The following is a 25,087-nucleotide window of genomic DNA, read 5'->3' on the forward strand; positions in this document are numbered from 1 at the left end:
CCCTAATCTTTTAATTTTTTGATGGTATCCAAACTGAGATAACTCTCCTTAAAGAGAGATTTTATCGTATCCATTGCAGGCAATTTGACTTCACCCGTTTCATCATTAAAGCATGTTTCTAGCGCTTTCAAATAAGCAAACCCAATGCCTTCTGTGATAGCCACAGCGGTTGTGCCCCCTGCAACACTCCCCGCAACAGGAATGAATTTAAGCAAGCCATTAACGAGCGTTCTCCCCACTTGCACGACTGCGGTTACGCCTAACAATCCGGTGATGAGCGATGCGGCTACAGAATCTTTCATTTTCACTCCAAAAGCGTCATTCATTTTATAGATCATTCCTGCTTGAATGGGCACAATAGCGAGTGCATCGCTAAAAGGTATGGGGATAAGCCCAGCCGCTCCTGCTGCAACATGGATAATGGTTTTACTTTCATCTATCATGGCTTGTTATCATAGCTTGTTTTCTTGCTTGGATATTAGCTTTTTGAATCAGCAAGAAATGGTTTTGTTTGTTTTTCTTAGCATCTATCAAGCATTTTTTCGTTTCATCTACCAATTCTTCTAAACCTTCAATGGGGACTTTCATGCCTCTAAATGAAAACGCAACGGAATTGACTCTCGCATAGGCTCTGATAAAACCTTTAAAGCCCCATTCTTCATTGATAACTCTTTGAGATTCTTGGACAAATGCATCGCCGGCTTTTTCTTGGGTGTTGGTGAAGATGACGATCGTTGGGATATTCCATTCTTTAGTAAGGTTTAATAATTCTTTCTCTCTTTCTTCAACCCTAGAAGAAGTCTCCTTAACGCACAGATACGCCACATCAATCGCCTCTTTTTCATTGAGCGTTTTAAAAGAATCTTCCATTTCTTTTTTAAGGCTTTCCATGGTATTCTGATAATCTTTAGCTTCAATGCCTTTAGTGTCCCATAAAATCAAGCCCTTTTCTTCATCAACATACTTTTCAAGATGCTGAGTGATGGGTTTTCCTGCACCTGCTTTGGCGACTTCTTGACCAAATAAGCCGTTAATGAGCGAGCTTTTACCCACTCCAATAGCTCCCATAAGCAAAATATTCATGATTGGTTTTTCTTTTTTGATGACTTCGTGCATTTTTTCCACATTCAATCCTCCTTCTTTCCTATCAAGCGTGAACGCATCGCCTAAAAACTCGTGCAAAATACCGCTCAACTTTTCATAGTTTTCGTTGTTTTCTATTATAAAACCCCTTTGTAAAATGATTTAAGAGCTTACGGATTATAGCGTATTAAACTAACTAAGAAACATGATTTTTTAAGGTTTTGAGTAAAATAATGGTTTTTAAAAAAGCAAAAAAGAGTTTGGATGCAAAAAGTTTTTATCGCCCTAACCGATCACAAACGCCTTGATGAATTTTTAGCCAAAGAATTGCAAATTTCTAAAAACCAAGTATTGCATTTGATTAAAGAAGGGCTGGTGTTTTATCAAAAAAAGGGGGTAAAAAAGGGGGGGTTAGCCTTAAAAAAAGGCGATGAAATCACGCTTTTAACGCCCAAAATCGCGCCTAAACTCTTAAAAAGAGGGCTTGATTTAGAAATAGGAGTCATTTTTGAAGATGAAGATTTATTAGTGTTGAATAAGCCTCCTAATTTAGTTATCCATAAAGCCCCAAGCGTGAAAGAGCCTACTTTAGTGGATTGGCTGGAATTTAAAAATTACGAGCTTTCTAATCTGGGATCTAAAGAGCGCTATGGGATTGTGCATCGTTTGGATAAGGACACAAGCGGAGGGATTGTCATCGCTAAAAACAATTTTACCCATGTTCATTTGAGCGAGCAGCTCAAAACTAAAATGATGGGGCGCTATTATATCGCCTTGCTTTCAACCCCCTTAAAAGAAGAAAAAATGAGCGTGGAATGCTATTTGACAAGAAACCCTAATAACCGCTTAAAAATGATAGCGCTCAAAGCGGCCAAAAAAGAAAAAAGCCGCTATTCTAAAAGCGAATTTACTAGCTTGCTGACTTCTCAAAATCATCTTAATTTGATAGGGGCTAAATTGTTCACCGGGCGCACGCACCAGATCAGAGCGCATTTAGAATATTTGAACAGACACATCATAGGCGACAATCTTTACGGGCTTAATCAAGCGCTTCCTAAAGAAGAAATAAGAATCATGCTGCATGCCTATTTGATAGAGTTCAAACACCCTAGAAGCGAGCAAAAACTGCGCTTTAAAGTTCCCCTATTAAAGGATATGTTAGAATACCTTAAAAAAGTTTTTGACAAGGAGAATTTAGATGAGGTCTTGGATGAAGAAAAAATACTTCACGCTTTTATTGCAAAGTAGTGTGGTATTGGCGGTTTTTATAGGGTGTTCTTCTACCAGGAATCATACTTTTTCAGCCCTTAACAATCAAGAAAATACAGACCCTAATCTCCCGGTAGTTTATTCTATTAAAACGATTAACGATGTGAGTTCAGTGGGTTTTGAATGGCCTAAAATCGCTGATACTTATGATATTGATGGGTTTATTTTGTATCGTTTGAAAAAAGACTCCAAACTTAAAAGAATCGCCACGATTAAAAACCCTTATGCGACCCACTATTATGATGAGGGGTTAGAAACAGAGAGTTCTTACACTTACCAACTCGCTACTTACAAGGGCGATAAAATCTCTAAACTTTCAGAACCCATTTTGGTAAAAACCTCTTTTATCAATCCTGTAGAAAGCGTGTTTGCAAGCCTTGAATACCCTAAAAGCGTGAAAGTCTTTTGGAGTCCGCACCCTAACCCTAGCGTTTCTAAATACATCATTCAAAGGCAGAATAAAGACGGCAAATTTGTTAGCGTAGGAGCTGTTAGGAACCGCTTGTTTGTGGAGTTTTTTGATAAAGATTTAGAAGATGGGAAAAAATACCGCTACCAAGTCATCGCCGAAAATTTCATGGGGGATAAATCCAGGCCTAGCATCATAGTAGAAGGGAAAACCAAAGATTTACCCAAAGAAATCGCTAATGTTAGAGTGAGCCAAAACCTCACACGACACATTGAGTTGAGTTGGGATAAATCCCCTGAAGAAGATGTGATAGCTTATCGCATTTACGCTTCCAATAACCGCAACGATAAATACAAATTCATCGCTCAAACCACTAACACTTCCTATGTGGATAAAATAGAAAAAGACAACCTCACTCGTTATTACAAAGTCGTCGCCCTTGATAAAACGCATCTTGAAGGGGCATTACCCAAAGAGCCTGCAATGGGTGAGACCGCTGACAGACCCGAAGCCCCTATCATCACTAAAGGGACTATTCAAGACTCTTCAGCCCTCATTCAATGGGAAAATAACCCAAGCGCTAAAATAACCACTTATGCAGTGTATCGTTTTGAAGCCAACTCTAAAACCCCTTTGCGCTTTGGGAATATCACCAAAAACCAATTCGTGGATAAAGACATGAAAGTGGGCGTGGCTTACCGCTATCAAGTGGTGAGCGTGGATAAAGATGGTTTAGAGTCGCACCCAAGCAAAGAAGTGCGTTTGTTTTTAGAGCGCTAAAAGGGTTTTAATGCCCCATTTTTTAGCCAAGCTGGATTCTAAACCTTTAGAATACCCCTTAATTGAAGGGGATTTTTGTTTTCATAAGGAATTTTTAAGCTTAAAACACCCCACTAAAAGCTGTGTGTATGCGAGTTTTAAGGATCGCATTTTTTTATTGCAAAAAATCAGGCGAGCGGATGATTTTTTAATCAAAAGCGAAAAAGCAACGCCCTTAAAAAGAGAGGTTTTAAAACAAGCTTTAAGGATTTATTCGCAATCTTTTGAAGTCATTTCGCATAATTTGCAAGAAAATTCTAAACATGCGAGCGGAAAAAAAGCCCTTGATTTAGAGGCTTTTGAAGACTTTATTCAAAAAAATCAAGCCCCTATTTTAGTAGAAATTGGTTTTGGGAGTGGGAGGCATTTGATAGAATTAGCCAAAAACAACCCCACTAAAACATGCCTAGGGATAGAGATTCACACCCCATCCATCGCGCAAGCGTTAAAGCAAATTGAGCTGTTGGATTTAAAAAATCTGTGCATCTTGCAAGGCGATGGCCGTTTGGTTTTAGAGAGCATGCCAAATCACAAGTGCGAGAAAATTTTTGTGCATTTCCCTGTGCCATGGAATGAGAAAAAACACCGCCGGGTGCTAAGCGAAAAGTTTTTAAACGAAGCTTTAAGGGTTTTAAAGCCTAAAGGGTTTTTGGAATTACGAACCGATGATAGCCTTTATTTTGAAGACAGCTTAAAATTAGCCCTAAAAAACTTTAAATGCGAGATAGAAATCAAAAAAAACGCTCAAATACCGGTTGTCAGCAAGTATGAAGCGCGTTGGAATAAACTCAAAAAAGATATTTATGATTTAAGAATTTATTCTTTAGAATGGAATGAAACCCCTTTTTATCATCATGCATTTGATTTTTCTTTTGATACAATAACAATTGATAAAAAGAGCGTTGGAACGATTTTAAAAACCCCAAAAATCATCCAAGAGGGGTATTTTGTGCATGTTTGTAATATTTATGAGGATAAGGGGGATTTTTTAGTGGAATTGAGTATGGGGGATTTTGATTGGCCTGTGCGTTTGTTTGTTTTATTGACAGAAAATCAAATTTTTTATCTCAATAAAAGCCCCTTAAAAACCTTAAACAACCACAAAGCGCATCTTTTGCTTCAAAATATCCTAAGCCAAAAGGGAATTGGATGAGTGTGATCATCTTAGCGAACAATCTATGCTTACAATACCAGCAAAACGAACCGGTCATTAAGCATGCTAATTTGCGCATCAAACGCAAGGATTTTGTGTTCATTTCAGGGCCTAGCGGGAGCGGTAAAAGCACGCTTTTGCGATCGTTTTATGGGGATTTAAAACTTTTTAGCGGCAAATTAGAAGTTTGCAATATCAACATGAACAACGCTTCAAAATCAACGATTTTAGATTTGCGTAAAAATATCGGCGTGGTTTTCCAAGATTATAAATTGATCCAAGATTACACGATTGAGCAAAACATCAAACTACCCATGGTGATTTGTGGCATTAAAAAAGAAGAATGCCATTTGCAGCTAGAAAAACTTTTAGGGCATATTGATTTACGCCATAAGGCTAACCGCTACCCCAAAGAACTCAGCGGGGGCGAACAACAGCGAGTGGCTATGGCTAGAGCTATGGCGAACTGCCCTGAACTCATTTTAGCCGATGAGCCTACCGGGAATTTAGACGATTATTCTAGCGATAAAATCTGGAGCTTGTTAAGGGGCATGAACACGCAATTAAACGCTACGATCGTGGTGGTTACGCACAAATTCCCTAAAAATTTTAGCGCTTATCACCGAAAATTTTATATAGAAGATGGGGAAGTTTATGAATACTCTTAAAAAGCATTTAGCCTTTATCATTCCCCTAGTAGCGTTATTGTTTAGCTTGGAATGCGTGTTATTTATCAATCAAGCAATCGAGCAAAAAGAAAAAAAATTGATTGAAGATTATTCGGTTGTGTTGGCCAGCACGCAAAAATTAAGCTTGGAATTGTTGCGTCAAAATTTTAGCGAAATCATAGCGTTAAAAGAAATTGATCCTAATTATTCTTTAGGACCTCTTCAAAAAACCTTAGGCATGGATGGGCTTAAGGAATTAAGAAAAAATTTGCCCTTTTTTTATTCTTTACAACTTTCCACATTCCCCACTCAAGAGCGTTTAGAAAACATTAAAGAAAAATTGCTCAAAATCCCTGGCGTTCAAAAAGTTGAAGTTTTTGCTAAAACTTACATGCAAGTGTATGATCTCTTGAGTTTTATTAAAGCAGCGGTTTATATCTTTGCGTTAGTGGTCTTTGTTTTATCGGTTTTATTGATGTTTAAACAAGTCCGCATCTGGATCTATCAATACCATGAGAGGTTAGAGATCATGGATTTATTAGGGGCTTCGGTGTCTTTTAAAAACGGGTTTTTGTATAAAATAGCTTTAATGGATTCTTTAATCGCTAGTTTTTTAGCCCCCATGCTCATGCTCTATACCACTTCGCAAAAAGGTTTTGAAAAAACGATGGATACTTTGGGTATTATAGGAGGCGCGTTTGCTTTAAACCATTTTTTATGGGGACTGCTTTTTAGCCTTGTAGTCTCATTTGTTTCTGTTTTACTTGTAGCTTGGAGGACTAGACATGCATAAATTAGGGGTGTTTTTGTTAGCCACCTTACTATCAGCTAACACGCAAAAAGTGAGCGATATTGCTAAAGATATTCAACACAAAGAAACCCTTTTGAAAAAAACCCATGAAGAAAAAAACCAACTAAACAGCCGTTTGAGTTCTTTAGGCGAAGCGATCCGCTCTAAAGAGCTTCAAAAAGCTGAGATTGGGCGCCAAATGATCGCTTTAAAAAAGAGTCTTGAAAAAAATCGTAACGAAAGTTTGGCGCAAGAAAAAGTCCTAACCAACTACCGCAAGTCTTTAGATCATTTGCAAAAACAGCGATCGTTTTTACAAAAGAAGGTGTTTGATACGCTTTTACAGGATTTCCTTTTTTCACAAGCCCTAAAGGGGCAGAATTTAGCCTCTTCTAATGATGTTATTTTACAAGTAGCGTTTGAAAACTTGCACCAAAGCACTCTGTCTAAAATGTCGCAACTGAGCCAAGAAGAAAAGGATCTCAATGCGCAAGCTCTAAAAGTCAAAAGCAGCATTCAAAAAATCTCATCCATCATAGATGAGCAAAAAACTCGTGAAGTAACCTTAAAATCCTTACAAACCGAACAAGATAAGCTCATTTTGAGCATGCAAAAAGATTATGCGATCTATAACCAACGCCTAACCCTTTTAGAAAAAGAACGCCAGAATTTAAACGCTCTTTTAAAACGCTTAAATATCATCAAACAAAATAGAGAAAATGAAGAAAAAGTCAGTTTGAAAAAATCTTCTCAAGCCTTAGAAGTCAAACAAGTAGCGAGCTCTTATCAAAATATCAACACTACGAGCTATAACGGGCCAAAAACGATCGCTCCTTTGAACGATTATGAAGTGGTGCAAAAATTTGGCCCCTATATTGATCCGGTTTATAATTTAAAAATTTTTAGCGAGTCTATTACGCTCGTGTCAAAAACCCCAAACGCTTTGGTGCGTAATGTTTTAGACGGGAAAATCGTGTTCGCTAAAGAAATCAACATGCTTAAAAAAGTCGTTATCATTGAGCATAAAAACGGCATCCGCACGATTTATTCCCAACTGGATAAAATCGCTCCCACCATTAAAAGCGGCATGCGGATCCAAAAAGGCTATGTTTTAGGGCGCATTGATCAACGCTTGGGCTTTGAAGTTACCATGAAAGAAAAACACATCAACCCCCTAGAACTCATCACACGCAATTAAGATTTAACAAATCGTTTTTATTGCCGATATTGGCTAAAGAGTTTATGCAAACAAATAATCATACTTTGTAGGCATGGAAAAATTTGGAGGTTTTTATGGTCAATGAAGTTCAAGGGATTGGGATTCCCACATCTCACGCAAGCGTTCAAACAGCCCCCACAAAAGAGATCAGTCGCACAAATACTATAAACACTATTGATGAATCTAAAACAACGATAGACCCTGAGCAATACAAACCCAAGCTGGAATTATTGAGCGAGCGTCTGAATGAAGAAATGAAACGCATCGGCACGGATATTAATTTCAGCTATAACGATACGATCAAAGGGTTAGTGGTTTCAGTCAAAGACGCTAATGGGGATAAGGTGATAAGAGAAATACCCTCTAAAGAAGCCGTGGAGCTTATGCAAAGAATGCGCGATGTGATAGGCATTATCTTTGATAAAAAAGGCTAAAAATTAGAGGTAAAACATGGCAATAGGTTCATTAAGCTCATTAGGGCTTGGCAGTAAGGTTTTGAATTACGATGTGATTGACAAGCTTAAGGACGCCGATGAAAAAGCGTTAATCGCCCCCTTAGACAAGAAAATGGAGCAAAATGTTGAAAAACAAAAAGCCCTTGTGGAAATTAAAACGCTCCTTTCATCTCTCAAAGGCCCGGTTAAAACGCTTTCAGATTATTCCACTTATATCAGCAGGAAAAGCAATGTTACAGGCGATGCGTTGAGCGCGAGCGTGGGGGCTGGCGTGCCTATTCAAGACATTAAAGTGGATGTGCAAAATTTAGCGCAAGGCGATATTAACGAATTAGGGGCGAAATTTTCTTCAAGAGATGATATTTTTAGCCAAGTGGATACCACGCTCAAGTTTTACACGCAAAACAAGGATTACGCCGTTGATATTAAAGCAGGAATGACTTTAGGCGATGTGGCTCAAAGCATCACGGACGCTACCAACGGCGAAGTGATGGGCATTGTGATGAAAACAGGAGGGAATGACCCCTACCAATTAATGGTGAATACCAAAAACACCGGCGAAGACAACCGCATCTATTTTGGCTCACACCTCCAATCCACGCTCACTAACAAAAACGCCCTTTCTTTGGGGGTTGATGGGAGCGCAAAAAGTGAAGTGAGTTTGAATTTAAAGGGGGCTGATGGGAGTATGCATGAAGTCCCCATTGTGCTAGAACTCCCTGAAAGCGCTTCTATCAAACAAAAAAACACCGCAATCCAAAAAGCGATGGAGCAGGCTTTAGAAAATGACCCTAATTTTAAAGATTTGATCGCTAATGGGGATATTTCTATAGACACTCTTCATGGGGGGGAGTCTTTAATCATTAATGATAGGCGTGGGGGAAATATTGAGATTAAAGGGAGTAAGGCTAAAGAGCTTGGGTTTTTGCAAACCACTACCCAAGAAAGCGATTTATTGAAAAGCTCTCGCACCATAAAAGAGGGTAAATTAGAAGGGGTGGTTAGCTTGAATGGTCAAAAACTGGATTTGAGCGCTTTAACCAAAGAAAGCAACACCAGTGAAGAAAACACAGACGCTATTATTCAAGCGATCAATTCCAAAGAAGGCTTGAATGCGTTTAAGAACGCTGAAGGCAAGCTTGTGATCAATTCTAAAACCGGGATGCTAACGATTAAGGGCGAGGACGCTTTAGGCAAGGCCAGTTTGAAGGATTTGGGCTTGAATGCTGGCATGGTGCAATCCTATGAAGCTTCACAAGGCGCGCTTTTTATGTCTAAAAATTTGCAAAAAGCGAGCGATTCAGCATTCACTTATAATGGGGTGAGCATCACACGCCCCACTAATGAGATCAATGATGTGATCAGTGGGGTTAATATCACTTTAGAGCAAACCACAGAGCCTAATAAACCTGCCATTATCAGCGTGAGCAGGGACAATCAAGCCATTATAGACAGCCTTACTGAATTTGTCAAAGCCTATAATGAGCTTATTCCCAAACTAGACGAAGACACTCGTTATGACGCTGACACTAAAATCGCTGGGATTTTTAACGGCGTGGGCGATATTCGCACGATTCGTTCTTCTCTTAATAATGTGTTTTCTTATAGCGTGCATACGGATAATGGGGTAGAAAGCTTGATGAAATACGGGCTTAGTTTGGACGATAAGGGCGTGATGAGTTTAGATGAGGCTAAATTGAGTAGTGCCTTAAATTCTAATCCTAAAGCGACTCAAGATTTTTTCTATGGGAGCGATAGCAAGGATATGGGGGGCAGAGAAATCCACCAAGAGGGCATTTTTTCTAAATTCAATCAAGTCATCGCCAATCTCATAGATGGAGGGAACGCTAAATTAAAGATTTATGAAGATTCCCTAGACAGAGATGCTAAAAGCCTGACCAAAGACAAAGAAAACGCTCAAGAGCTTTTAAAAACCCGCTACAACATCATGGCGGAACGCTTTGCGGCTTATGATAGCCAAATTTCTAAAGCCAATCAAAAATTCAATTCCGTGCAAATGATGATCGATCAAGCGGCGGCCAAAAAGAATTAAAAAGAATTAAAAAAAAAGAGTTATCAATTTTAAAGGATGAAGGAACATTATGCAATACGCTAACGCTTATCAAGCCTACCAGCATAACCGAGTGAGTGTGGAATCCCCAGCAAAACTCATTGAAATGCTTTATGAGGGGATTTTAAGATTTTCTTCGCAAGCCAAACGCTGTATTGAAAATGAAGACATTGAAAAAAAGATTTATTATATTAACAGGGTTACGGATATTTTCACGGAATTGTTGAATATTTTAGATTATGAAAAAGGGGGGGAAGTGGCAGTGTATCTCACAGGCTTATACACCCATCAAATCAAAGTTTTAACGCAAGCCAATGTGGAAAACGATGCGAGTAAGATTGATTTGGTGTTGAATGTGGCTAGGGGGTTACTAGAAGCATGGAGGGAAATCCATTCAGATGAACTCGCCTAACATGTTATTAGATTCCTTTAAAATCGCTCTCATTAAAAAAGATTCTAAACAGGCCTTTTCATTGATAGAGCACCTTTCTTTAGAGCAAATAAAAAGCTTGGATTTAGACACGCTTTTAAGCCTTAAGGAAATGATAGCCCAAAGCATTGAACTATTAGAAAAAGAAAAAGAAGAACTGCAATCACAAATGCATAAGGCTAAGAAGATTCAAAAATTTTTGTCTTAGATTTTTTAAACTACGATACAATAAAAGCACTATTTTTATTGAAGGCTAAAGATTGTCTGAACCCATAGATAGATTCACGCGCATAAGGTGGTTGTTTAAAAACGATTTTGAAAAAATCCGCCAACAAAGGGTTTTAATCTGTGGCGTGGGGGGCGTTGGGGGCTTTGCGTTAGACGCTTTGTATCGTGTGGGAATAGGGCAAATCACTATCATTGATAAAGATGTGTTTGATGTTACCAATCAAAACCGCCAGATTGGATCAGAAAGGATAGGAGAATCTAAAGTGTTGGTGTTGCAAGATCTCTATAAAGGCATTCAAGCTTTGAATTTGCATATAGATGAAGCGTTTTTAAATTCGTTTAATTTTAGAGATTATGATTACATTCTAGATTGCATGGACGATTTGCCTATTAAAACGAGCTTAGCGATCAAATGTCAAAATTTCTCTTACGGGAAATTTATCAGCTCTATGGGGAGCGCGAAACGCTTGAATCCTAAACACATCCAAGTGGGGAGCGTGTGGGAAAGCTATGGCGATAAATTCGGGCGTAAGTTTAGGGATTTTTTAAAAAAACGCCGTTTTAAAGGGGATTTTAAAGTGGTTTTTAGCCCTGAAGTTCCGCATTGCATAGAGCTTGGGAGTTTTAATGCGGTTACGGCGAGTTTTGGTTTGCAAATAGCGAGTGAAGTCGTGCAAGACATTATTAAATAAGGTATTATCAACAATGAAAGGAAGTGGAATGAAAGATTACGAAGACGAGTTGGAAGATTTTGAAGAAGAAGAATTAGAGGGCTTTGAAGAAGAAGATGAAGAGTATGGGGATTATAAAAATGTCTATGGTGATGACGATTATGAAGACTATAGCTCTGATTATGAAGAAGAGTGAAAAATGATTTGTGCAAGCGTCCTCCAGCATGCTTATTGCGGCTCTAGAAAAAAAACCATAGAGCATACAGCAAACTTGCTTGAACAAGCGCTAAAAAAACACCCTAAAACCGATTTAGTGGTGTTGCAAGAATTAAACCCCTATAGTTATTTTTGCCAGAGCGAAAACCCTAAATTTTTTGATTTGGGCGAATATTTTGAAGAAGATAAGGCTTTTTTTAGCGCTTTAGCCCAAAAATTTCAAGTGGTGCTGATCGCTTCTTTATTTGAAAAGCGTGCTAAAGGGTTGTATCACAATAGTGCTGTTGTGTTTGAAAAGGACGGATCAATCGCTGGAGTGTATCGCAAAATGCACATTCCTGATGATCCGGGGTTTTATGAAAAATTTTATTTCACGCCGGGGGATTTGGGCTTTGAGCCTATTGTTACAAGCGTGGGCAAATTAGGGCTTATGGTGTGCTGGGATCAGTGGTATCCTGAGGCAGCAAGGATTATGGCTTTAAAAGGGGCAGAAATTTTAATCTATCCTAGCGCGATAGGGTTTTTAGAAGAAGATTCTAATGAAGAAAAAAAACGCCAGCAAAACGCATGGGAGACTATCCAAAGAGGGCATGCGATCGCTAATGGCTTGCCTTTGATTGCGACTAACAGAGTGGGCGTAGAGTTAGATCCTAGCGGCGCGATTAAGGGGGGCATTACTTTTTTTGGCTCTAGTTTTGTGGTGGGGGCTTTGGGCGAATTTTTGGCTAAAGCGAGCGATAAAGAAGAGATTTTGTATGCGGAAATTAATTTAGAACGCACCGAAGAAGTGCGCCGAATGTGGCCGTTTTTGAGAGACAGACGCATTGATTTTTATAACGATTTGTTGAAACGCTATATTTAATCAGTCAATCAATTTAAAATTAGAAATTAAGGTGTTAGAAAGGATTAAACATGGTAGCTGTGGTTTTTTGCGCTAAACAAGTGCAAAAATTCTATCATTTTTGTGCGGTATTTTCATTTTAATAAGGAGCAAAAATGCTAGAAAATAGCTCTATATGGAGCAATCCTGCCTTTGTGGCCATCATTTGCATGTGCGTTCTTAGCCTTTTAAGGCTCAATGTCATGCTTTCTATGATTAGTGCGACTCTCATAGCAGGACTTATGGGAGGGCTTGGGATCACGGAGAGTTTTAATGCAATGATAGATGGCATGAAAGGCAATTTAAACATCGCTTTAAGCTACATCCTTTTAGGGGCTTTAGCGGTAGCGATCGCTAAAAGCAATCTCATTAAAGTCGCTTTGAGTAAATTAATAGGCTTAATGAATTACAAACGATCCACTTTTTGCTTTTTGATCGCTTTCATCGCATGTTTTTCGCAAAATTTAGTGCCGGTGCATATCGCTTTTATCCCTATTTTAATCCCCCCTCTTTTGCATTTAATGAACCGTCTAGAATTGGATAGAAGAGCGGTCGCTTGTGCTTTAACCTTTGGCTTGCAAGCCCCCTACTTGGTGCTTCCTGTAGGGTTTGGCTTGATTTTTCAAACCACCATTTTAGAACAATTAAAAGCTAATGGCGTTAGCGCTACCCTATCACAAATCACAGGAGTGATGTGGATAGCGGGGTTAGCGATGGTTGTTGGGCTATTTGCTTCTGTATTAACGCTATACAAAAAACCCAGACACTACAAAGAAAAATCTTTTAACATAGAAAATTACGCCTCGCTCCAATTAAACTACCATGACTACTTGACTTTTATAGGGATTATCGTGGCGTTTGCGATTCAATTAACCACCGATTCTATGCCCTTAGCCGCCTTTTTAGCGTTAGCGATTATCTTACTGGGTCGTGGCATTAAGTTTAAAGAAACAGATTCGCTTATGGATGATAGCGTGAAAATGATGGCGTTTATCGCTTTTGTGATGTTAGTGGCTAGCGGGTTTGGAGAAGTGTTGCAAAAAGTGCATGCGATAGAGGGCTTAGTGAATGCGATCACAAGCGTAGTCCAAGGGAAGCTTTTAGGGGCTTTTTTAATGCTTGTTGTAGGGCTTTTTATCACTATGGGGATAGGGACTTCTTTTGGCACTATTCCTATCATCGCTGTGTTTTATGTCCCTTTATGCGCGAAATTAGGTTTTAGCATAGAATCTACGATTTTACTCATCGGCATAGCCGCAGCTTTAGGTGATGCAGGCTCACCGGCTAGCGATAGCACCATGGGGCCTACTTGCGGGCTTAACGCAGACAACCAACACAATCATATCTATGACACATGCGTGCCGACTTTTTTAGTCTATAACCTCCCTTTGATTGTTTTTGGAGTGGTTGGAGCGTTACTATTAGGCTAATCTATCAAGTTAAGAAAATCTTTTCTTTAGCCTTACCCTCTGGGATTAACGCTTTTTTAGATGTGCTAGTGGTCGCGCTCTCGGTTTTTTTTGTGGGCAAGATTTCGCACCATCACATTGTGGCTTTAGGGGTGGGTTTGCAATTTTTGATGCTTTTTTATGGCATCAATACGATTTTATACACCGGCACTAACGCCATTCTTTCTAGGCTTGTGGGAGCTAGGGATTTTACTCAAATCAACCACGCTTTTTCAAGTATTTTTATAGGGGCGTTTGTGATCTGTTTGGGCGTGCTGTTTGTTTCTTATTTTTTGATTGAGCCTTTTTTAAATTGGATGCGATTACAAGATCCTTCACGCCAATTAACACAAGATTATTTAGAAGTCTTAGTCATCGCGCTACCGAGTATTTTTTTAAAAAATGTTTTAGTTTCAGCGCTCGCTAGCTTTTCAGACACCCTAACCCCCTTTATTGTCAAAATCATCATGGTCATCGCATGCATTTTCTTGAATCAAGCCTTGATTTTTGGGGATTTTGGTTTTAAAGAAATGGGGATTGTAGGCTCTGCTTTAGCGAATGTGATTGTTTCTTATTTGGAATTGCTCGCGCTTGGCGTTTGGATACAAATCAAAAAAATCCCTTTAAAATTCAAAATAACCTTTCATTTTTCTTTTTTAAAAACCATGTTTAGAGTGGGTTGGCCGGCCGGGTTTGAGCGCTTATTGAGCTTATTTTCTTTAACCCTCTTATCCAAATTTGTAGCGAGCTATGGGGATAAGGTGTTAGCGGGCATGCAAATAGGCATTAGGGTTGAAACCTTTTCGTTCATGCCCGGATTTGGGTTTATGATCGCAGCGATGGTTTTAACAGGGCAAAATTTGGGGGCGAACAAGCCAAAGATCGCCACAGAATACGCGCATTTGATTTTAAAAATTTCTATGGGTTTAATGGGGGTTTTAGGGATTGTTTTAGTTTTATTCGCTAAAGAATTTGCGAGCCTTTTTTCTCAAGATGAAGAAGTCTTGGAAGTGGCGCGATCTTATTTGATCGCTGTGGGTCTTTCTCAAGCCCCTTTAATTGGGTATTTTGTGCTGGATGGAGTTTTTAGAGGGGCTGGCATTTCTAAAGTCTCACTGTATATTAACACCCTAAGTTTATGGGGGCTAAGGATCATGCCCATTTACTTGCTTTTGATTTATCATTTTAAGGTGGAATTTATTTTTGTAGTGATCGCATCAGAAACTTTTTTGCGCTCATTCATCTATTATAAAGTTTTTTCTAAAGGCATTTGGAAAAGGTGCGGGAAAAAGGCTTGATTATTGCTTGAGCGTAGCGGTCGTTTTAAAACGGCTTTCTCGCACCACCTGCACGCCCACTTCGCCCACATACTGAGTGCTCTCTTCTATCTTTTTAGCGATCTTTCTGGCAATAATAGGCACTTGATTGTCCCTAACCTGGTTGGATTTGACAATCACTCTTAGTTCTCGCCCGCTCTCCATCGCATACGCTTTTTCCACCCCATCAAATTCTAGCGCGATCTCTTCTAAAGCTTGCATGCGTTTAGCGTATTCTTCATCGCTCTTTCTTCTAGCCCCAGGACGCCCTGCTGAAAGCGCATCAGCCGCGCACACGCTCGCGCACTCTACGCTCATGATTTCTTCATGCCCATGGTGGGCATAAATCGCATTAATCACAACCGGGTCTTCTTTATGGCGCTTGCACACCTCAACCCCTAAATTCACATGATCTCTCCCAAGCTCTTGGGTGAGCGCTTTGCCAATATCATGCAAAATACCGGCTCTTCTGGCGAGTTTTTTATCCCCTCCAAGCTGCTCTGCAATCAAGCCGGCTAAAAGAGCGACTTCTTTAGAATGCTGTAAGGCGTTTTGCCCAAAACTGGAACGATAACGCATTTTGCCTATTAAAAATTTAAGCTCATCTTCCATAGCCCCAAGCTCTAATTCTAGCACCACGCTCTCCCCTTCAGAAAGCAATTCTTTTTCCATGTTGCGTGCGACTCTATGATAGACCTCTTCAATCCTGTTAGGCTGGATACGGCCGTCTTCTATTAAAATTTTAAGCGTTTCGCTCGCTACTTCACGCCGATAAAGATTGAAACTGGACAAACACAATTCGCTGCTGTCTTCGCTAAATTCTATATCCACTCCGCTGACTTTTTTAAACGCTTCAATATTTTTCCCGTCTTTGCCTATCACACGACCGATATAATCTGAGCAAGGCAAAGCAATGCGAGTTGTTAAATTCTCTGCCGCATAATTACCCGCAAAACGGGCTGTCGCTTCCGCTAAAATGGCATACGATTTTCTCTTGCCCTCTTCTTTGGCTTCTTTTTCATAACGCTTGATCAACGCGCTTTTTTGCGCTTCTAATTCTTCTTCTAATTGCTCTAAAACCATGTTTTTAATTTCATCTTTGGTGTAAGCCATGTAATTGAGCATCGCATCTAGCGCTTTGGCTTGAGCTTCTTTACAAACAGCGCACTGTTTTTTAAAATTTTCTCTCTCTTGTTCTAAAATTTGGCGTTCTTTTTCAAGCTCTTGTTTTTCTTTTTCCAAATAGCGTTTTTCATCTCTTACAAATTCTTTGTGTTGCACTTCTAAATGCTTCAAATGCGCTTCTTTTTTTTCAAAATGGGTTTGGAGCTGCAAATTTTTATTTTCATATTGCTGTTGCAATTTGCATTCTTGGCTTTTCATGCGCATCTCTTCAGCTTCCACAAAAGATTTCGCTTGAAACTCCATCAATTTGGCTTTAGCTGAAGCACCTTTTAAAACGGCTTGCCCTCTAGCGTAATAGATCTTTTTCATCACATAATACATGGCTAGAGCGGTAATCAAACACGCTACCAAGACTTCTAATGAAATGTAAATTAACCCCATGCTCATAATGTTTCCTTTTATTATTCTTCATAACGATACGAGCATTCATATAAAGATCCGCTTCAATGTCATAGGCGTCTGTAAAAACACCATTGGCTATCGCTAACTCCCTACTCACAAACACGATTAAGGGGCGTTTTAGCCGCCTTTTGAATAATTGGGGCAAACTCCTATCATACATGCCTAGCCCAAAACCCACGCGCCTAAAGCTTGTATCCATTCCTAAAATCGGCACGACAATACAATCTAATTCCTGCTTATAATAGCGTGACAAATTAGGCTCATCAAACCACCCCAAACGCCTTAAGGGCAACCTAAAGGGCGCGATAGTGAAACCCTCTTTAGAAAAATTAGCGCCTTTTTTGATGCTTTTAGGCAACCACACATGCTTATTTTGTTGTCTTAACTTCAAAATCAAAGGCCTAATGTCAAGCTCATGCCCTAATGGGCTATACAATAAAATATTTTGATAATCTTTGAGTTTCAAAAATAAAAGCTTGCAAGCCAGTTTGTCCCTGACCGCTTTATCTTTGGTTGGTTTAGCCCTTTTCAAGCGTTCTTTACAAAAATCTCTAAAAATCGTTTTAATGGTTATAATCCTTAAATTTTAGACTTACATTATAGTATAATTTTAGGTTATTAGTTACCATTTTATTATTCTTAAGGATGTATTTATAATGAGAATTAAGGCTTATTTTTTGCGTTTTATCGCGCTGGTTTTGATCGTTTTGTTAGGTTTTAGCGCTTGTAAAAATTCTCAAAAATCTCAAGACTCTCAAAACAATACCACCCAACAAGATAGCCCTAAAACCTACACCGCTACGGATTCAAATAACCAAGAATACACGATCATGGGCGATTTAGATTCTCTAAATATCAGTCCGGATTCTAACGCTCCTACCCTATTAGTTTTAAGCGCTTTAGATAATTTTTTAAAAGATTACGCCCCCAGCTTTAACATCTTAAAAAAAACTTTTAAAGATCGTTTGAGGGTGCTTATTTTACTCAATAAACCCTATTCAAGCGATGAAATCAAAGACTTTAATGCGCATTCTCAAGCTGATTTTATGATTTTAAACCCTAAAGATACCGCTCTTTTTGATCATTTAAAGCATGACTCTTTAGATCATTCTTTTAACATGCTCTTATATTACAAACACCAATTGATCAAAATGTATCAGGGGATCGTGCCCATAGAAATGCTCCAATTTGATATTTCCAATTTAAAGGATTAAAAAACCATGTTTAATTTTTTCAAAAAAATTGTCAATAAAATTAAGGGTGAAGAGGTTAGAGAAGAGGCTAAAGAAAAAAAGCGCCAAAGCGTTCCTAAAGAGGAATTAGAAGAAATTTTGATTGGTTTTGACATTCAATACGATTTGATAGAGAGTTTGCTAAATCATTTAGGCGATTCAATCACGCCCAAGCAATTAGAAGTCGCTTTGTTGCGTTTCGTGCGTGGGGAAAGCTATTATGATAAAACACGCCTAAAAACTATCACCACAAAACCCTTAGTGCATTTAATCGTGGGGGTTAATGGGGCGGGCAAAACCACCACGATCGCCAAACTCGCCAAGCTCTCTTTAAAACAGCATAAAAAAGTGCTTTTAGGGGCAGGCGATACCTTTAGAGCGGCCGCAGTCAAACAGCTCCAGTTATGGGGCGAAAAGCTTAACATTCAAGTCATTAGCGCTAAAGAAGGGAGCGATCCAAGCTCTCTAGCTTATAACACCATAGAAAGCGCGATCGCTAAAAATATAGATGAAGTTTTTATAGACACCGCCGGGAGGTTACACAACCAGACCAACCTTAAAAACGAGCTTTCTAAAATCGCGCGCACCTGCTCTAAAGTTTTAAAAGACGCCCCCTTTTATAAATTCCTTATTTTAGACGGCACGCAAGGGAGTTCTGGGCTCACTCAAGCCAAGATTTTCCATGAGACTTTGGCGTTAGACGGCGTGATTATGACTAAGCTTGATGGCACTTCTAAAGGCGGAGCGATTTTAAGCGTGCTGTATGAGTTGAAATTACCCATTCTTTATTTAGGAATGGGCGAAAAAGAAGACGATTTGATCGCTTTTGATGAAGAGCGCTTTATAGAAGATTTGGTTGATGCGGTGTTTGTGGAACAATAAATTAAAAATTATTCCTTAAGAACAACCCTAAAGCTCTTATCCATATGGTTTGATTCTTGCAAAGCGTTGCAAACCTCTGCGTTTTTAGCATAAAACTCCTTCAGCGGAATATGAGAATAAAGCTTTTTGTGCGCTTCATTAACCATGCAAATTAACGGGCGGGATTCATAAATCTTGCACAGATTGGTTTCTAAATCCAAAAACTTGCATACCCCATTACCGGCATCAAACCCAACAAGCTCAATAATCCCGGTGATATTTTTACAGCACAGCCCACAAGAGGTGCAAGGGAAGCGATCAAGCTTTTCACTTGATCCTTTCATCTTTTTATATTCTCCCCTTTAAGGCTCTTTATCTTTCAAGCCTCTAGGCGATCCCCTTTTACAGGTTTTCAAGATCTTTTTGCCTGGATTGGATCATCGCCACATCATAACGCCCGCTTTCTTACCCGCTTTCTAGGGCATCCATCTGCCCTTTCATGATCTCCAAAGCCATTTGCGCTTTTTCATTAAGCTTTTGGTGTTCGTCTATGATAGGCACTTTCAAAAAAGCGCTCAAACTAGAGAGCGTTGAAACCGTAACGCAGAGCTGATCTTTTTCTTCTTCGTTTTCTTCTTTGTCGTAAGGAGAGAAATCGTAGTTGTGTTTTTTTCATCGTGGCAATGGCGTCTTGAGAGAGCAAGAAGAGCAGTGTATCGCATTTGGCGATCTGTTTGGTGAAAAGCTTAGCCATTTTTTCAATAGCTTGAAACTGATCGGTCATCGCATCTGCTTTTTTAACGGCTTTTTCAACTTGAGAGTAGTAAGCCTTGGCTTTTTCTAGCTTCTCTTTCATTTCATCAGCGCTCATAGCTCCCAAAATAGCGAGTGCTGGCCCGGCCACAAGCCCTCCAAGCACTACCATGCCTGCAAGACCACCCATAGTGAGCCCTCCACCCAACATATCACCAGTAGTGAAACTAGAAATACCTAAACCACCATAGCCTGCAAACATTCCCCCTATAGTGCTCTCCTCGCTCATACCACTGGCATTAAGTTGTTTAGAGAAATTTTGTGCAACTGAGACTTGTTTGTGGAGATCTTGCATGTCAGAATCTTTGACGAAAAACTGATGACCCTTCAATTGATTGAAATGCCTCACAAACCTTGAAACGCCATGGCTTATGACATGGAGTTTTTTCTTACCCAATCCCATGAGAGCGTTCTTGTAACCAGACTCAGCGCACTCAACCCTATTCTTTGCCCCTTCTTTTAAATCCTCTGCCTCTTTGACTATTTCATTGACTTTATCAGCGGTATGGCATGTCTTCTCCTTTATTTTGACCCATCTTTATTATTATAATTATTAAGGACTTCCATCATTTTTTGCACATTTAGTGGAAACATTGATCTCGTAAGATCAGCAACAAATTTAGTAGCAAATAAGGAGTTCGTGATCTTTCTCAAAGCTTCCAAATTTTCATCAATGCTCTTTTGGAGTTCAGCGCACACGGCTTTCTTCTCCTCTCTTGCCAGATCGCTCCTATCAAGCCATCTTCATGGCGAAAGATAAGACTAATGGTCTGAGCAATATCAATAACCTCTTCAATAACGCTACCTTCAATCCCATGCTCTCTGGCGACTCGTGCGAATTTTTCTCGATCGCTTGGACTGAAAAAACCACCCTTTTCCAACGACTTTATCACATTAGACACAATCGCATGCCCATCTCTATTTTCTTCCATGACTTCTCCTTTAAATTTCTGTTCTTCCACGGCTGGTGATGAAATTCCAACCCTCTTTACGGCTAGTGATAAATTCCCAACATTCTTGCTTGTTGCCAAACAACGCCTTTTGACCCAGCCCTTCTTGGATCTTATTATTGGCTCCTATGACCAAATCCGCATCGCCCGCATAAAGCGCCCTCTCCAACTCATCAAAACTCTCATTAAAGAATCTCGCAGTCTCTTGAAAATACCGCTCAAACACCTCCTTAAATTGATTGCGATACATCTCTAACAGCCTGATACTCTCACGGCATTCTTTCTCAATCTCTATACGCCTTTGGCGTGCTAGTTCAACCTTTTTAGAATTTAAGGCGTTAAAAAAAGCTTCGCTCAACGCTGCACCCACAAAGCCCCCGATGAGCGCTCCAACCACAGGAATGGGGATCGCTAATTGACCAATGCCACTCATAGCTATACCGCTTAAAAATTTGGTGTTTTTTCCCCCAATTTCTCCAAACACTCCACACTATTAATCTTTCCACGAAAATATTTAATTAAAATTTCGCAACTTCCCACACCAACCCCTACAACCATCGTAGGTATTGAACCATTGCTAAGGTTTTGGATGAATTGGTTAGCGTTATTATGCATCATGCCCCCCAATAATGAACCCCCAAATGCAATACCATAACTACGCACACCACCCTTTAGAGTCGCAATAGCGGTGTGCTTGAGTACTTCTTTGGGGTCTTTTCCTTTTTTTTGGCATTTATAGATACTCTTTATGAATGAAACAAAACCATTCAAAATTTCACTCTCCAAACCACCCACCCCAGCTTCATGGGAATTTTGTAACACATCTTGATCCAACATGAATTGCCTCCCTTTAGTAGTGTCAATAAACGGAATTGAAGAAGTTTAAAAAGAATGGGGGATTTTGAAGAATCTAAGAAAAGCTTATAAGTAACCCCCCCCCCCCCGAAAGACTAGGAATAAAAAAGCTAGAGATAAAAAACGCTAGGACTTTTTCCATAAAGATCTCCTTATTGTTCAATCCTAGCCACTATAACCAAAAATCCTAAGCAAACCGCCTTATTTTTAATAAAAAGGTTTAAAATAATAAATATTTTACTCCCCTACCCCCCTGTGTAGTAAAACGCCCTTGTGGGAGTTTCGCTGTTTTTATCATTCCACATGTTTTTTTCTGGTTTATTGATGATAGATTGCTTTAAAAGCCTTTTTATATTTTTTGTATCCTTATTTACGATCGCCTCTTCAGCGTCTATGGCGTCTTGATAGTATAAGCATGGGCAAATCTTACCATCAGAAGCCAAACGGATACGATTGCAAGATTGGCAAAAATCATCGCTATGCGGAGCGATAATGCCAAATTGATAGCCATTTTCTAGCGTGTAGATTTTAGAAGACCCTTGTTTAGGTTTTTCTGTCGCAATGATTTGATATTTTTGAGCGATCAAATCTAAAATTTCTCGCTCTTTCAAGCCTTTAACCAAACTTTTAGCATGCGTGTTTTCCATAAATTCAATGTAGCGGATTTGGATATGCCTATTTTTTGCGTATTCTAAAAGCTCTAAGATTTCATCATCATTAACGCTTTTTATCACAACCGTATTTAATTTGAGTTTTAAACCCACTTTCAAGGACTCTTCAATCCCTTCTAGCGTGTTTTTAAGGGCGTCTTTTTGAGAGATTTTTAAAACCCTTTTTAAAGAATCCAATGAAACATTCACTCGGGATAACGCGACTCCCCACCGGTGATTCTAATTTTTTTAACGCCTTCATCAATGGCGATTTTAAGAAATTCTAAAACATTATCCAAAGGCAATAATTCTTCATTATCAAAAAAATTTAATGGCGTAGTAGGCATGCAATACTGGCACCTGAAATTACATTGTTTGGTTACAGAAACCCTAATATAGTCAATAACCCTATTAAAACTATCTACTAACACTCCCTTTTCCCTTATGCCCTTTATTTAAGCTTTTAGTGTAACATAACAAACAATGACTTAACAACATCAAACATGGATAGATCTTTTGAAAAACCCTATCATTAATGACATTCCTTGCGTTTTACTGGCTGGGGGCAAAAGCTCTCGTTTTATCACCAATAACATTCAAATCAATAAGGCTCTCATGCCTTTTGAATCGTATTCTAGCCTTTTAGAATACCAATACATGCGCCTTTTAAAACTTTTCAAAAAAGTCATTATCAGCGCTAAAAAATCGTATGAATTAAACGCTCCCTACCTTTTAGAAAAAGAGAGCGATCTTTTTTCACCCCTTTTTGGCATTTATAACGCTTTTTTAACATTGCAAACCCCTTATATTTTTTTTATCCCTATAGACACGCCTTTAGTGTCCTTTGAAAGCATTAAGGCTCTTTGTGGGATTAAAGATTTTAGCGTGGTCTATGCTAAAAGCCCTACAAAAGAACATTATTTGATTTCTCTGTGGCATCAAAATATTTTTAACGCTCTTAGTTACGCTCTTAAAACACAAAATTATCGCCTTAGTGATCTTGTGAAAAACACCTCTTCTATCGCTATGCATTTGGATAAAGAAGAAGAATTTTTAAACCTAAACACCCTAAAAGACTATGAATTAGCCGTTCAAATTTTAAAAGAGAGAACAAATGGCTGAAGAAGAAAAAACCGAACTCCCTAGCGCGAAAAAAATCCAAAAAGCCAGAGAAGAAGGCAATGTGCCTAAGAGCATGGAAGTGGTGGGGGTTTTAGGGTTATTGGCCGGATTACTTGGTATTTTTGTTTTTTTATCTGGTGGGTGGATGGCTTTAGCGAGATGTATCGCCATGTAGTGAAAGATTTTTCCCTAGATTTCAGTAAAGAAAGCGTTCAAAAGCTGTTTAACCAACTGGCTAAAGACACTTTTTTATTGCTTTTACCTATTTTAATCATTTTAGTGGTGGTGGCGTTTTTATCTAATGTCTTGCAATTTGGCTGGCTCTTTGCCCCTAAAGTCATTGAGCCTAAATTTTCTAAAATCAACCCTATCAATGGCGTCAAAAACCTTTTTTCTTTAAAAAAGCTCCTTGATGGGAGTTTGATCACTTTAAAAGTTTTTTTAGCTTTTTTTCTGGGATTTTTCATCTTTTCCTTATTTTTAGGGGAATTAAACCATGCGGCTCTTTTGAATTTGCAAGACCAGTTATTGTGGTTTAAAAGCAAGGCGTTAATGCTCATTTCTTCGCTTTTATTTTTATTTTTTGTCTTGGCTTTTATAGATTTAATAATCAAACGCCGCCAATACACCAACTCTTTAAAAATGACTAAACAAGAAGTTAAGGACGAATACAAACAGCAAGAAGGAAACCCAGAAATCAAAGCCAAAATCCGCCAAATGATGCTAAAAAACGCCACGAATAAAATGATGCAAGAAATCCCTAAAGCTAATGTCGTGGTTACTAACCCCACCCATTATGCTGTCGCTCTCAAATTTGATGAAGAACACCCTGTGCCGGTGGTGGTGGCTAAAGGCATGGATTATTTAGCCATTAGGATTAAGGGTATCGCTAGAGAGCATGACATAGAAATTATAGAAAATAAAACGCTCGCTAGAGAGCTTTATAGAGATGTGAAATTAAACGCTACCATACCAGAAGAATTGTTTGAAGCTGTGGCGATAGTCTTTGCTCAAGTGGCTAAATTAGAGCAAGAACGCCAGAAACAAAAGATCATTAAACCTCTTTAAGATTTTTTAAACCCGCTTTTAAGCCCCAAAAAGACACTCAATCAAGGACACTCAATCAAAAAGCTTTAGCTATCCCTACTTGAGCTTTAAATTTGATGCTCCAAGCGCCTTAAAGTGTTATGCACATATTCTAAAAGCCACCCTAACAAGCCTAAAAAATAAAAACCCAATCGCATGCCATAGTATTCTTTAGTTTGAATAAACATGCTAGAGCATAGCACCACCACGCTAAGCCCCACGATCAAAATGAGCGTGTTAGCGTATTCATACAACCCAAAAAGGCGTTTGTGGTAGATTAAAACCAGTATCAATAAAATAAGAGCGAGTATAAAAAGGGAAAAATCCACGCAATCAGACACGCTTAAAAATCTAAAACTCTGTAAAGAAGAAGCAAAAATCCACACGATGCAAATATTTATAGAAGGCAAGAAAGATTGCTTCATGCTAGCCCCTAAAAAACGCCACAATAAAGTCGCTAACAGCACAAAATAGAAAATATAAAGCGCTATTAAAGAATCTTTAACAGGAAAATTCCAAGCGTAGAAAGAAAGGCATAATATCCCTACGCAAGCGCATTTTTGGCGCGTGAGGGTGAAAGGCTTTACAATAAGCACAAGCAGATAAATTAAAGAAACGCCTATTAACCCCAAGTAATCTAATTTGACAATGAAATCATAAACATGGTTTTCAAACAAAAAAAACAATTGCGAAAAATCATCGCTGAAATGCGAAAGCAACAAAGTTTCCACATTGAACAAAAACAACAAAAAAAACAATGAAGAAAAAACGACTTTATGCGTGTGTATTTTTTGATAAAAATTCAT

General features: G+C 38.9%; 26 protein-coding genes and 3 pseudogenes. 19 read left to right on the forward strand and 10 right to left on the reverse strand.

Annotation, left to right across the window (positions count from 1 at the left end; genetic code table 11):
* Positions 1 to 2 precede the first annotated feature (2 nt).
* Positions 3 to 1,194, reverse strand: a pseudogene (locus P6280_RS07630) (GTPase).
* A gap of 153 nt (positions 1,195 to 1,347) precedes the next feature.
* Here P6280_RS07630 and P6280_RS05340 point away from each other — a divergent pair.
* The 15 genes from P6280_RS05340 to P6280_RS05410 all read left to right on the forward strand — a co-directional run bounded on the left by P6280_RS05340 (position 1,348) and on the right by P6280_RS05410 (position 15,107).
* Positions 1,348 to 2,331, forward strand: coding sequence for an RluA family pseudouridine synthase (locus P6280_RS05340; RefSeq protein ID WP_283237196.1), 984 nt, complete (start codon positions 1,348 to 1,350; stop codon positions 2,329 to 2,331).
* Positions 2,294 to 3,541: a fibronectin type III domain-containing protein gene (locus P6280_RS05345; RefSeq protein WP_180518726.1), complete on the forward strand. Its 1,248-nt coding sequence runs from the start codon at positions 2,294 to 2,296 to the stop codon at positions 3,539 to 3,541. Before P6280_RS05340 ends, P6280_RS05345 begins: the two co-directional genes overlap by 38 nt.
* A 10-nt stretch (positions 3,542 to 3,551) precedes the next feature.
* Entirely contained in the window at positions 3,552 to 4,733 is a 1,182-nt protein-coding gene (trmB, locus tag P6280_RS05350) for a tRNA (guanosine(46)-N7)-methyltransferase TrmB (protein ID WP_283237197.1), read from the forward strand.
* The gene (locus P6280_RS05355) at positions 4,730 to 5,401 is read left to right on the forward strand and encodes an ABC transporter ATP-binding protein (RefSeq protein WP_212848870.1); all 672 of its coding nucleotides are present in this window, start codon (positions 4,730 to 4,732) and stop codon (positions 5,399 to 5,401) included. The genes trmB and P6280_RS05355 overlap by 4 nt, the downstream gene beginning before the upstream one ends.
* Complete coding sequence (locus P6280_RS05360) at positions 5,388 to 6,194, forward strand: FtsX-like permease family protein (protein WP_283237198.1); 807 nt, start codon at positions 5,388 to 5,390, stop codon at positions 6,192 to 6,194. The genes P6280_RS05355 and P6280_RS05360 overlap by 14 nt, the downstream gene beginning before the upstream one ends.
* A complete protein-coding gene (locus tag P6280_RS05365; RefSeq protein ID WP_283237199.1) occupies positions 6,187 to 7,389 on the forward strand; it encodes a murein hydrolase activator EnvC family protein in 1,203 nt (400 codons plus the stop codon). Before P6280_RS05360 ends, P6280_RS05365 begins: the two co-directional genes overlap by 8 nt.
* A gap of 95 nt (positions 7,390 to 7,484) precedes the next feature.
* Positions 7,485 to 7,844, forward strand: a complete 360-nt coding sequence (gene flaG / locus P6280_RS05370) for a flagella length regulator FlaG (RefSeq protein WP_212793523.1) — start codon at positions 7,485 to 7,487, stop codon at positions 7,842 to 7,844.
* 16 nt (positions 7,845 to 7,860) lie between these two features.
* Complete coding sequence (gene fliD / locus P6280_RS05375) at positions 7,861 to 9,918, forward strand: flagellar filament capping protein FliD (RefSeq protein WP_283237200.1); 2,058 nt, start codon at positions 7,861 to 7,863, stop codon at positions 9,916 to 9,918.
* 49 nt (positions 9,919 to 9,967) lie between these two features.
* Positions 9,968 to 10,348 (forward strand): flagellar export chaperone FliS, encoded by a 381-nt coding sequence (gene fliS, locus P6280_RS05380; protein WP_001199081.1) that lies wholly within the window; start codon positions 9,968 to 9,970, stop codon positions 10,346 to 10,348.
* The gene (locus P6280_RS05385; RefSeq protein ID WP_015427878.1) at positions 10,335 to 10,574 is read left to right on the forward strand and encodes a hypothetical protein; all 240 of its coding nucleotides are present in this window, start codon (positions 10,335 to 10,337) and stop codon (positions 10,572 to 10,574) included. The genes fliS and P6280_RS05385 overlap by 14 nt, the downstream gene beginning before the upstream one ends.
* A 52-nt stretch (positions 10,575 to 10,626) precedes the next feature.
* The gene (locus P6280_RS05390) at positions 10,627 to 11,286 is read left to right on the forward strand and encodes a tRNA threonylcarbamoyladenosine dehydratase (protein ID WP_283237201.1); all 660 of its coding nucleotides are present in this window, start codon (positions 10,627 to 10,629) and stop codon (positions 11,284 to 11,286) included.
* A gap of 28 nt (positions 11,287 to 11,314) precedes the next feature.
* Entirely contained in the window at positions 11,315 to 11,461 is a 147-nt protein-coding gene (locus tag P6280_RS05395) for a hypothetical protein (protein WP_283237202.1), read from the forward strand.
* 3 nt (positions 11,462 to 11,464) lie between these two features.
* On the forward strand, positions 11,465 to 12,343 hold the full coding sequence (locus P6280_RS05400; RefSeq protein ID WP_283237203.1) for a carbon-nitrogen hydrolase: 879 nt from the start codon (positions 11,465 to 11,467) through the stop codon (positions 12,341 to 12,343).
* 134 nt (positions 12,344 to 12,477) lie between these two features.
* Positions 12,478 to 13,791, forward strand: coding sequence for a Na+/H+ antiporter family protein (locus P6280_RS05405; protein WP_283237204.1), 1,314 nt, complete (start codon positions 12,478 to 12,480; stop codon positions 13,789 to 13,791).
* Entirely contained in the window at positions 13,791 to 15,107 is a 1,317-nt protein-coding gene (locus tag P6280_RS05410; RefSeq protein ID WP_283237465.1) for an MATE family efflux transporter, read from the forward strand. Before P6280_RS05405 ends, P6280_RS05410 begins: the two co-directional genes overlap by 1 nt.
* Here the strand turns inward: P6280_RS05410 and rny are convergent, their stop codons facing one another.
* Both rny and P6280_RS05420 read right to left on the reverse strand, forming a co-directional pair.
* The gene (gene rny, locus P6280_RS05415) at positions 15,108 to 16,619 is read right to left on the reverse strand and encodes a ribonuclease Y (protein ID WP_283237466.1); all 1,512 of its coding nucleotides are present in this window, start codon (positions 16,617 to 16,619) and stop codon (positions 15,108 to 15,110) included. It lies immediately after the preceding gene.
* Positions 16,597 to 17,271 (reverse strand): 5-formyltetrahydrofolate cyclo-ligase, encoded by a 675-nt coding sequence (locus P6280_RS05420; RefSeq protein WP_283237467.1) that lies wholly within the window; start codon positions 17,269 to 17,271, stop codon positions 16,597 to 16,599. Before P6280_RS05420 ends, rny begins: the two co-directional genes overlap by 23 nt.
* A gap of 97 nt (positions 17,272 to 17,368) precedes the next feature.
* Here P6280_RS05420 and P6280_RS05425 point away from each other — a divergent pair, with 97 nt between their 5' ends.
* Entirely contained in the window at positions 17,369 to 17,926 is a 558-nt protein-coding gene (locus P6280_RS05425) for a hypothetical protein (RefSeq protein WP_283237205.1), read from the forward strand.
* A 6-nt stretch (positions 17,927 to 17,932) separates the two neighbouring features.
* Positions 17,933 to 18,826, forward strand: coding sequence for a signal recognition particle-docking protein FtsY (ftsY, locus tag P6280_RS05430; RefSeq protein WP_180524925.1), 894 nt, complete (start codon positions 17,933 to 17,935; stop codon positions 18,824 to 18,826).
* A gap of 8 nt (positions 18,827 to 18,834) precedes the next feature.
* Here ftsY and P6280_RS05435 read toward each other — a convergent pair whose 3' ends face one another.
* The 6 genes and pseudogenes from P6280_RS05435 to P6280_RS05460 all read right to left on the reverse strand — a co-directional run bounded on the left by P6280_RS05435 (position 18,835) and on the right by P6280_RS05460 (position 22,420).
* Positions 18,835 to 19,149, reverse strand: a complete 315-nt coding sequence (locus P6280_RS05435; protein ID WP_283237206.1) for a YkgJ family cysteine cluster protein — start codon at positions 19,147 to 19,149, stop codon at positions 18,835 to 18,837.
* A 236-nt stretch (positions 19,150 to 19,385) separates the two neighbouring features.
* The gene (locus P6280_RS05440; RefSeq protein ID WP_349306381.1) at positions 19,386 to 20,021 is read right to left on the reverse strand and encodes a sortase; all 636 of its coding nucleotides are present in this window, start codon (positions 20,019 to 20,021) and stop codon (positions 19,386 to 19,388) included.
* A 247-nt stretch (positions 20,022 to 20,268) separates the two neighbouring features.
* Positions 20,269 to 20,550 carry a lipocalin/fatty acid-binding family protein gene (locus P6280_RS05445; protein WP_245053250.1) on the reverse strand — a complete coding sequence of 94 codons (282 nt, stop codon included), beginning with the start codon at positions 20,548 to 20,550 and terminating at the stop codon, positions 20,269 to 20,271.
* Between the two features lie 10 nt (positions 20,551 to 20,560).
* Positions 20,561 to 21,001 carry a hypothetical protein gene (locus tag P6280_RS05450; RefSeq protein ID WP_283237207.1) on the reverse strand — a complete coding sequence of 147 codons (441 nt, stop codon included), beginning with the start codon at positions 20,999 to 21,001 and terminating at the stop codon, positions 20,561 to 20,563.
* An 11-nt stretch (positions 21,002 to 21,012) separates the two neighbouring features.
* Complete coding sequence (locus P6280_RS05455) at positions 21,013 to 21,405, reverse strand: hypothetical protein (protein ID WP_283237208.1); 393 nt, start codon at positions 21,403 to 21,405, stop codon at positions 21,013 to 21,015.
* A 263-nt stretch (positions 21,406 to 21,668) separates the two neighbouring features.
* Positions 21,669 to 22,420, reverse strand: a pseudogene (locus P6280_RS05460) (GTP 3',8-cyclase MoaA).
* 169 nt (positions 22,421 to 22,589) lie between these two features.
* Between P6280_RS05460 and mobA the strand changes: the two are divergent.
* Together mobA and flhB are read left to right on the forward strand one after the other, a co-directional pair.
* Positions 22,590 to 23,195, forward strand: coding sequence for a molybdenum cofactor guanylyltransferase MobA (gene mobA / locus P6280_RS05465; RefSeq protein WP_283237209.1), 606 nt, complete (start codon positions 22,590 to 22,592; stop codon positions 23,193 to 23,195).
* A pseudogene (gene flhB / locus P6280_RS05470) lies at positions 23,188 to 24,263 on the forward strand (flagellar biosynthesis protein FlhB). Before mobA ends, flhB begins: the two are co-directional and overlap by 8 nt.
* Before the next feature lie 86 nt (positions 24,264 to 24,349).
* Here the strand turns inward: flhB and P6280_RS05475 are convergent.
* Entirely contained in the window at positions 24,350 to 25,087 is a 738-nt protein-coding gene (locus tag P6280_RS05475) for a hypothetical protein (protein WP_283237210.1), read from the reverse strand.

Source organism: Helicobacter sp. 219-2, assembly GCF_030053225.1.
In the GTDB taxonomy this organism is placed as follows: Bacteria; Campylobacterota; Campylobacteria; order Campylobacterales; family Helicobacteraceae; genus Helicobacter; species Helicobacter pylori_C.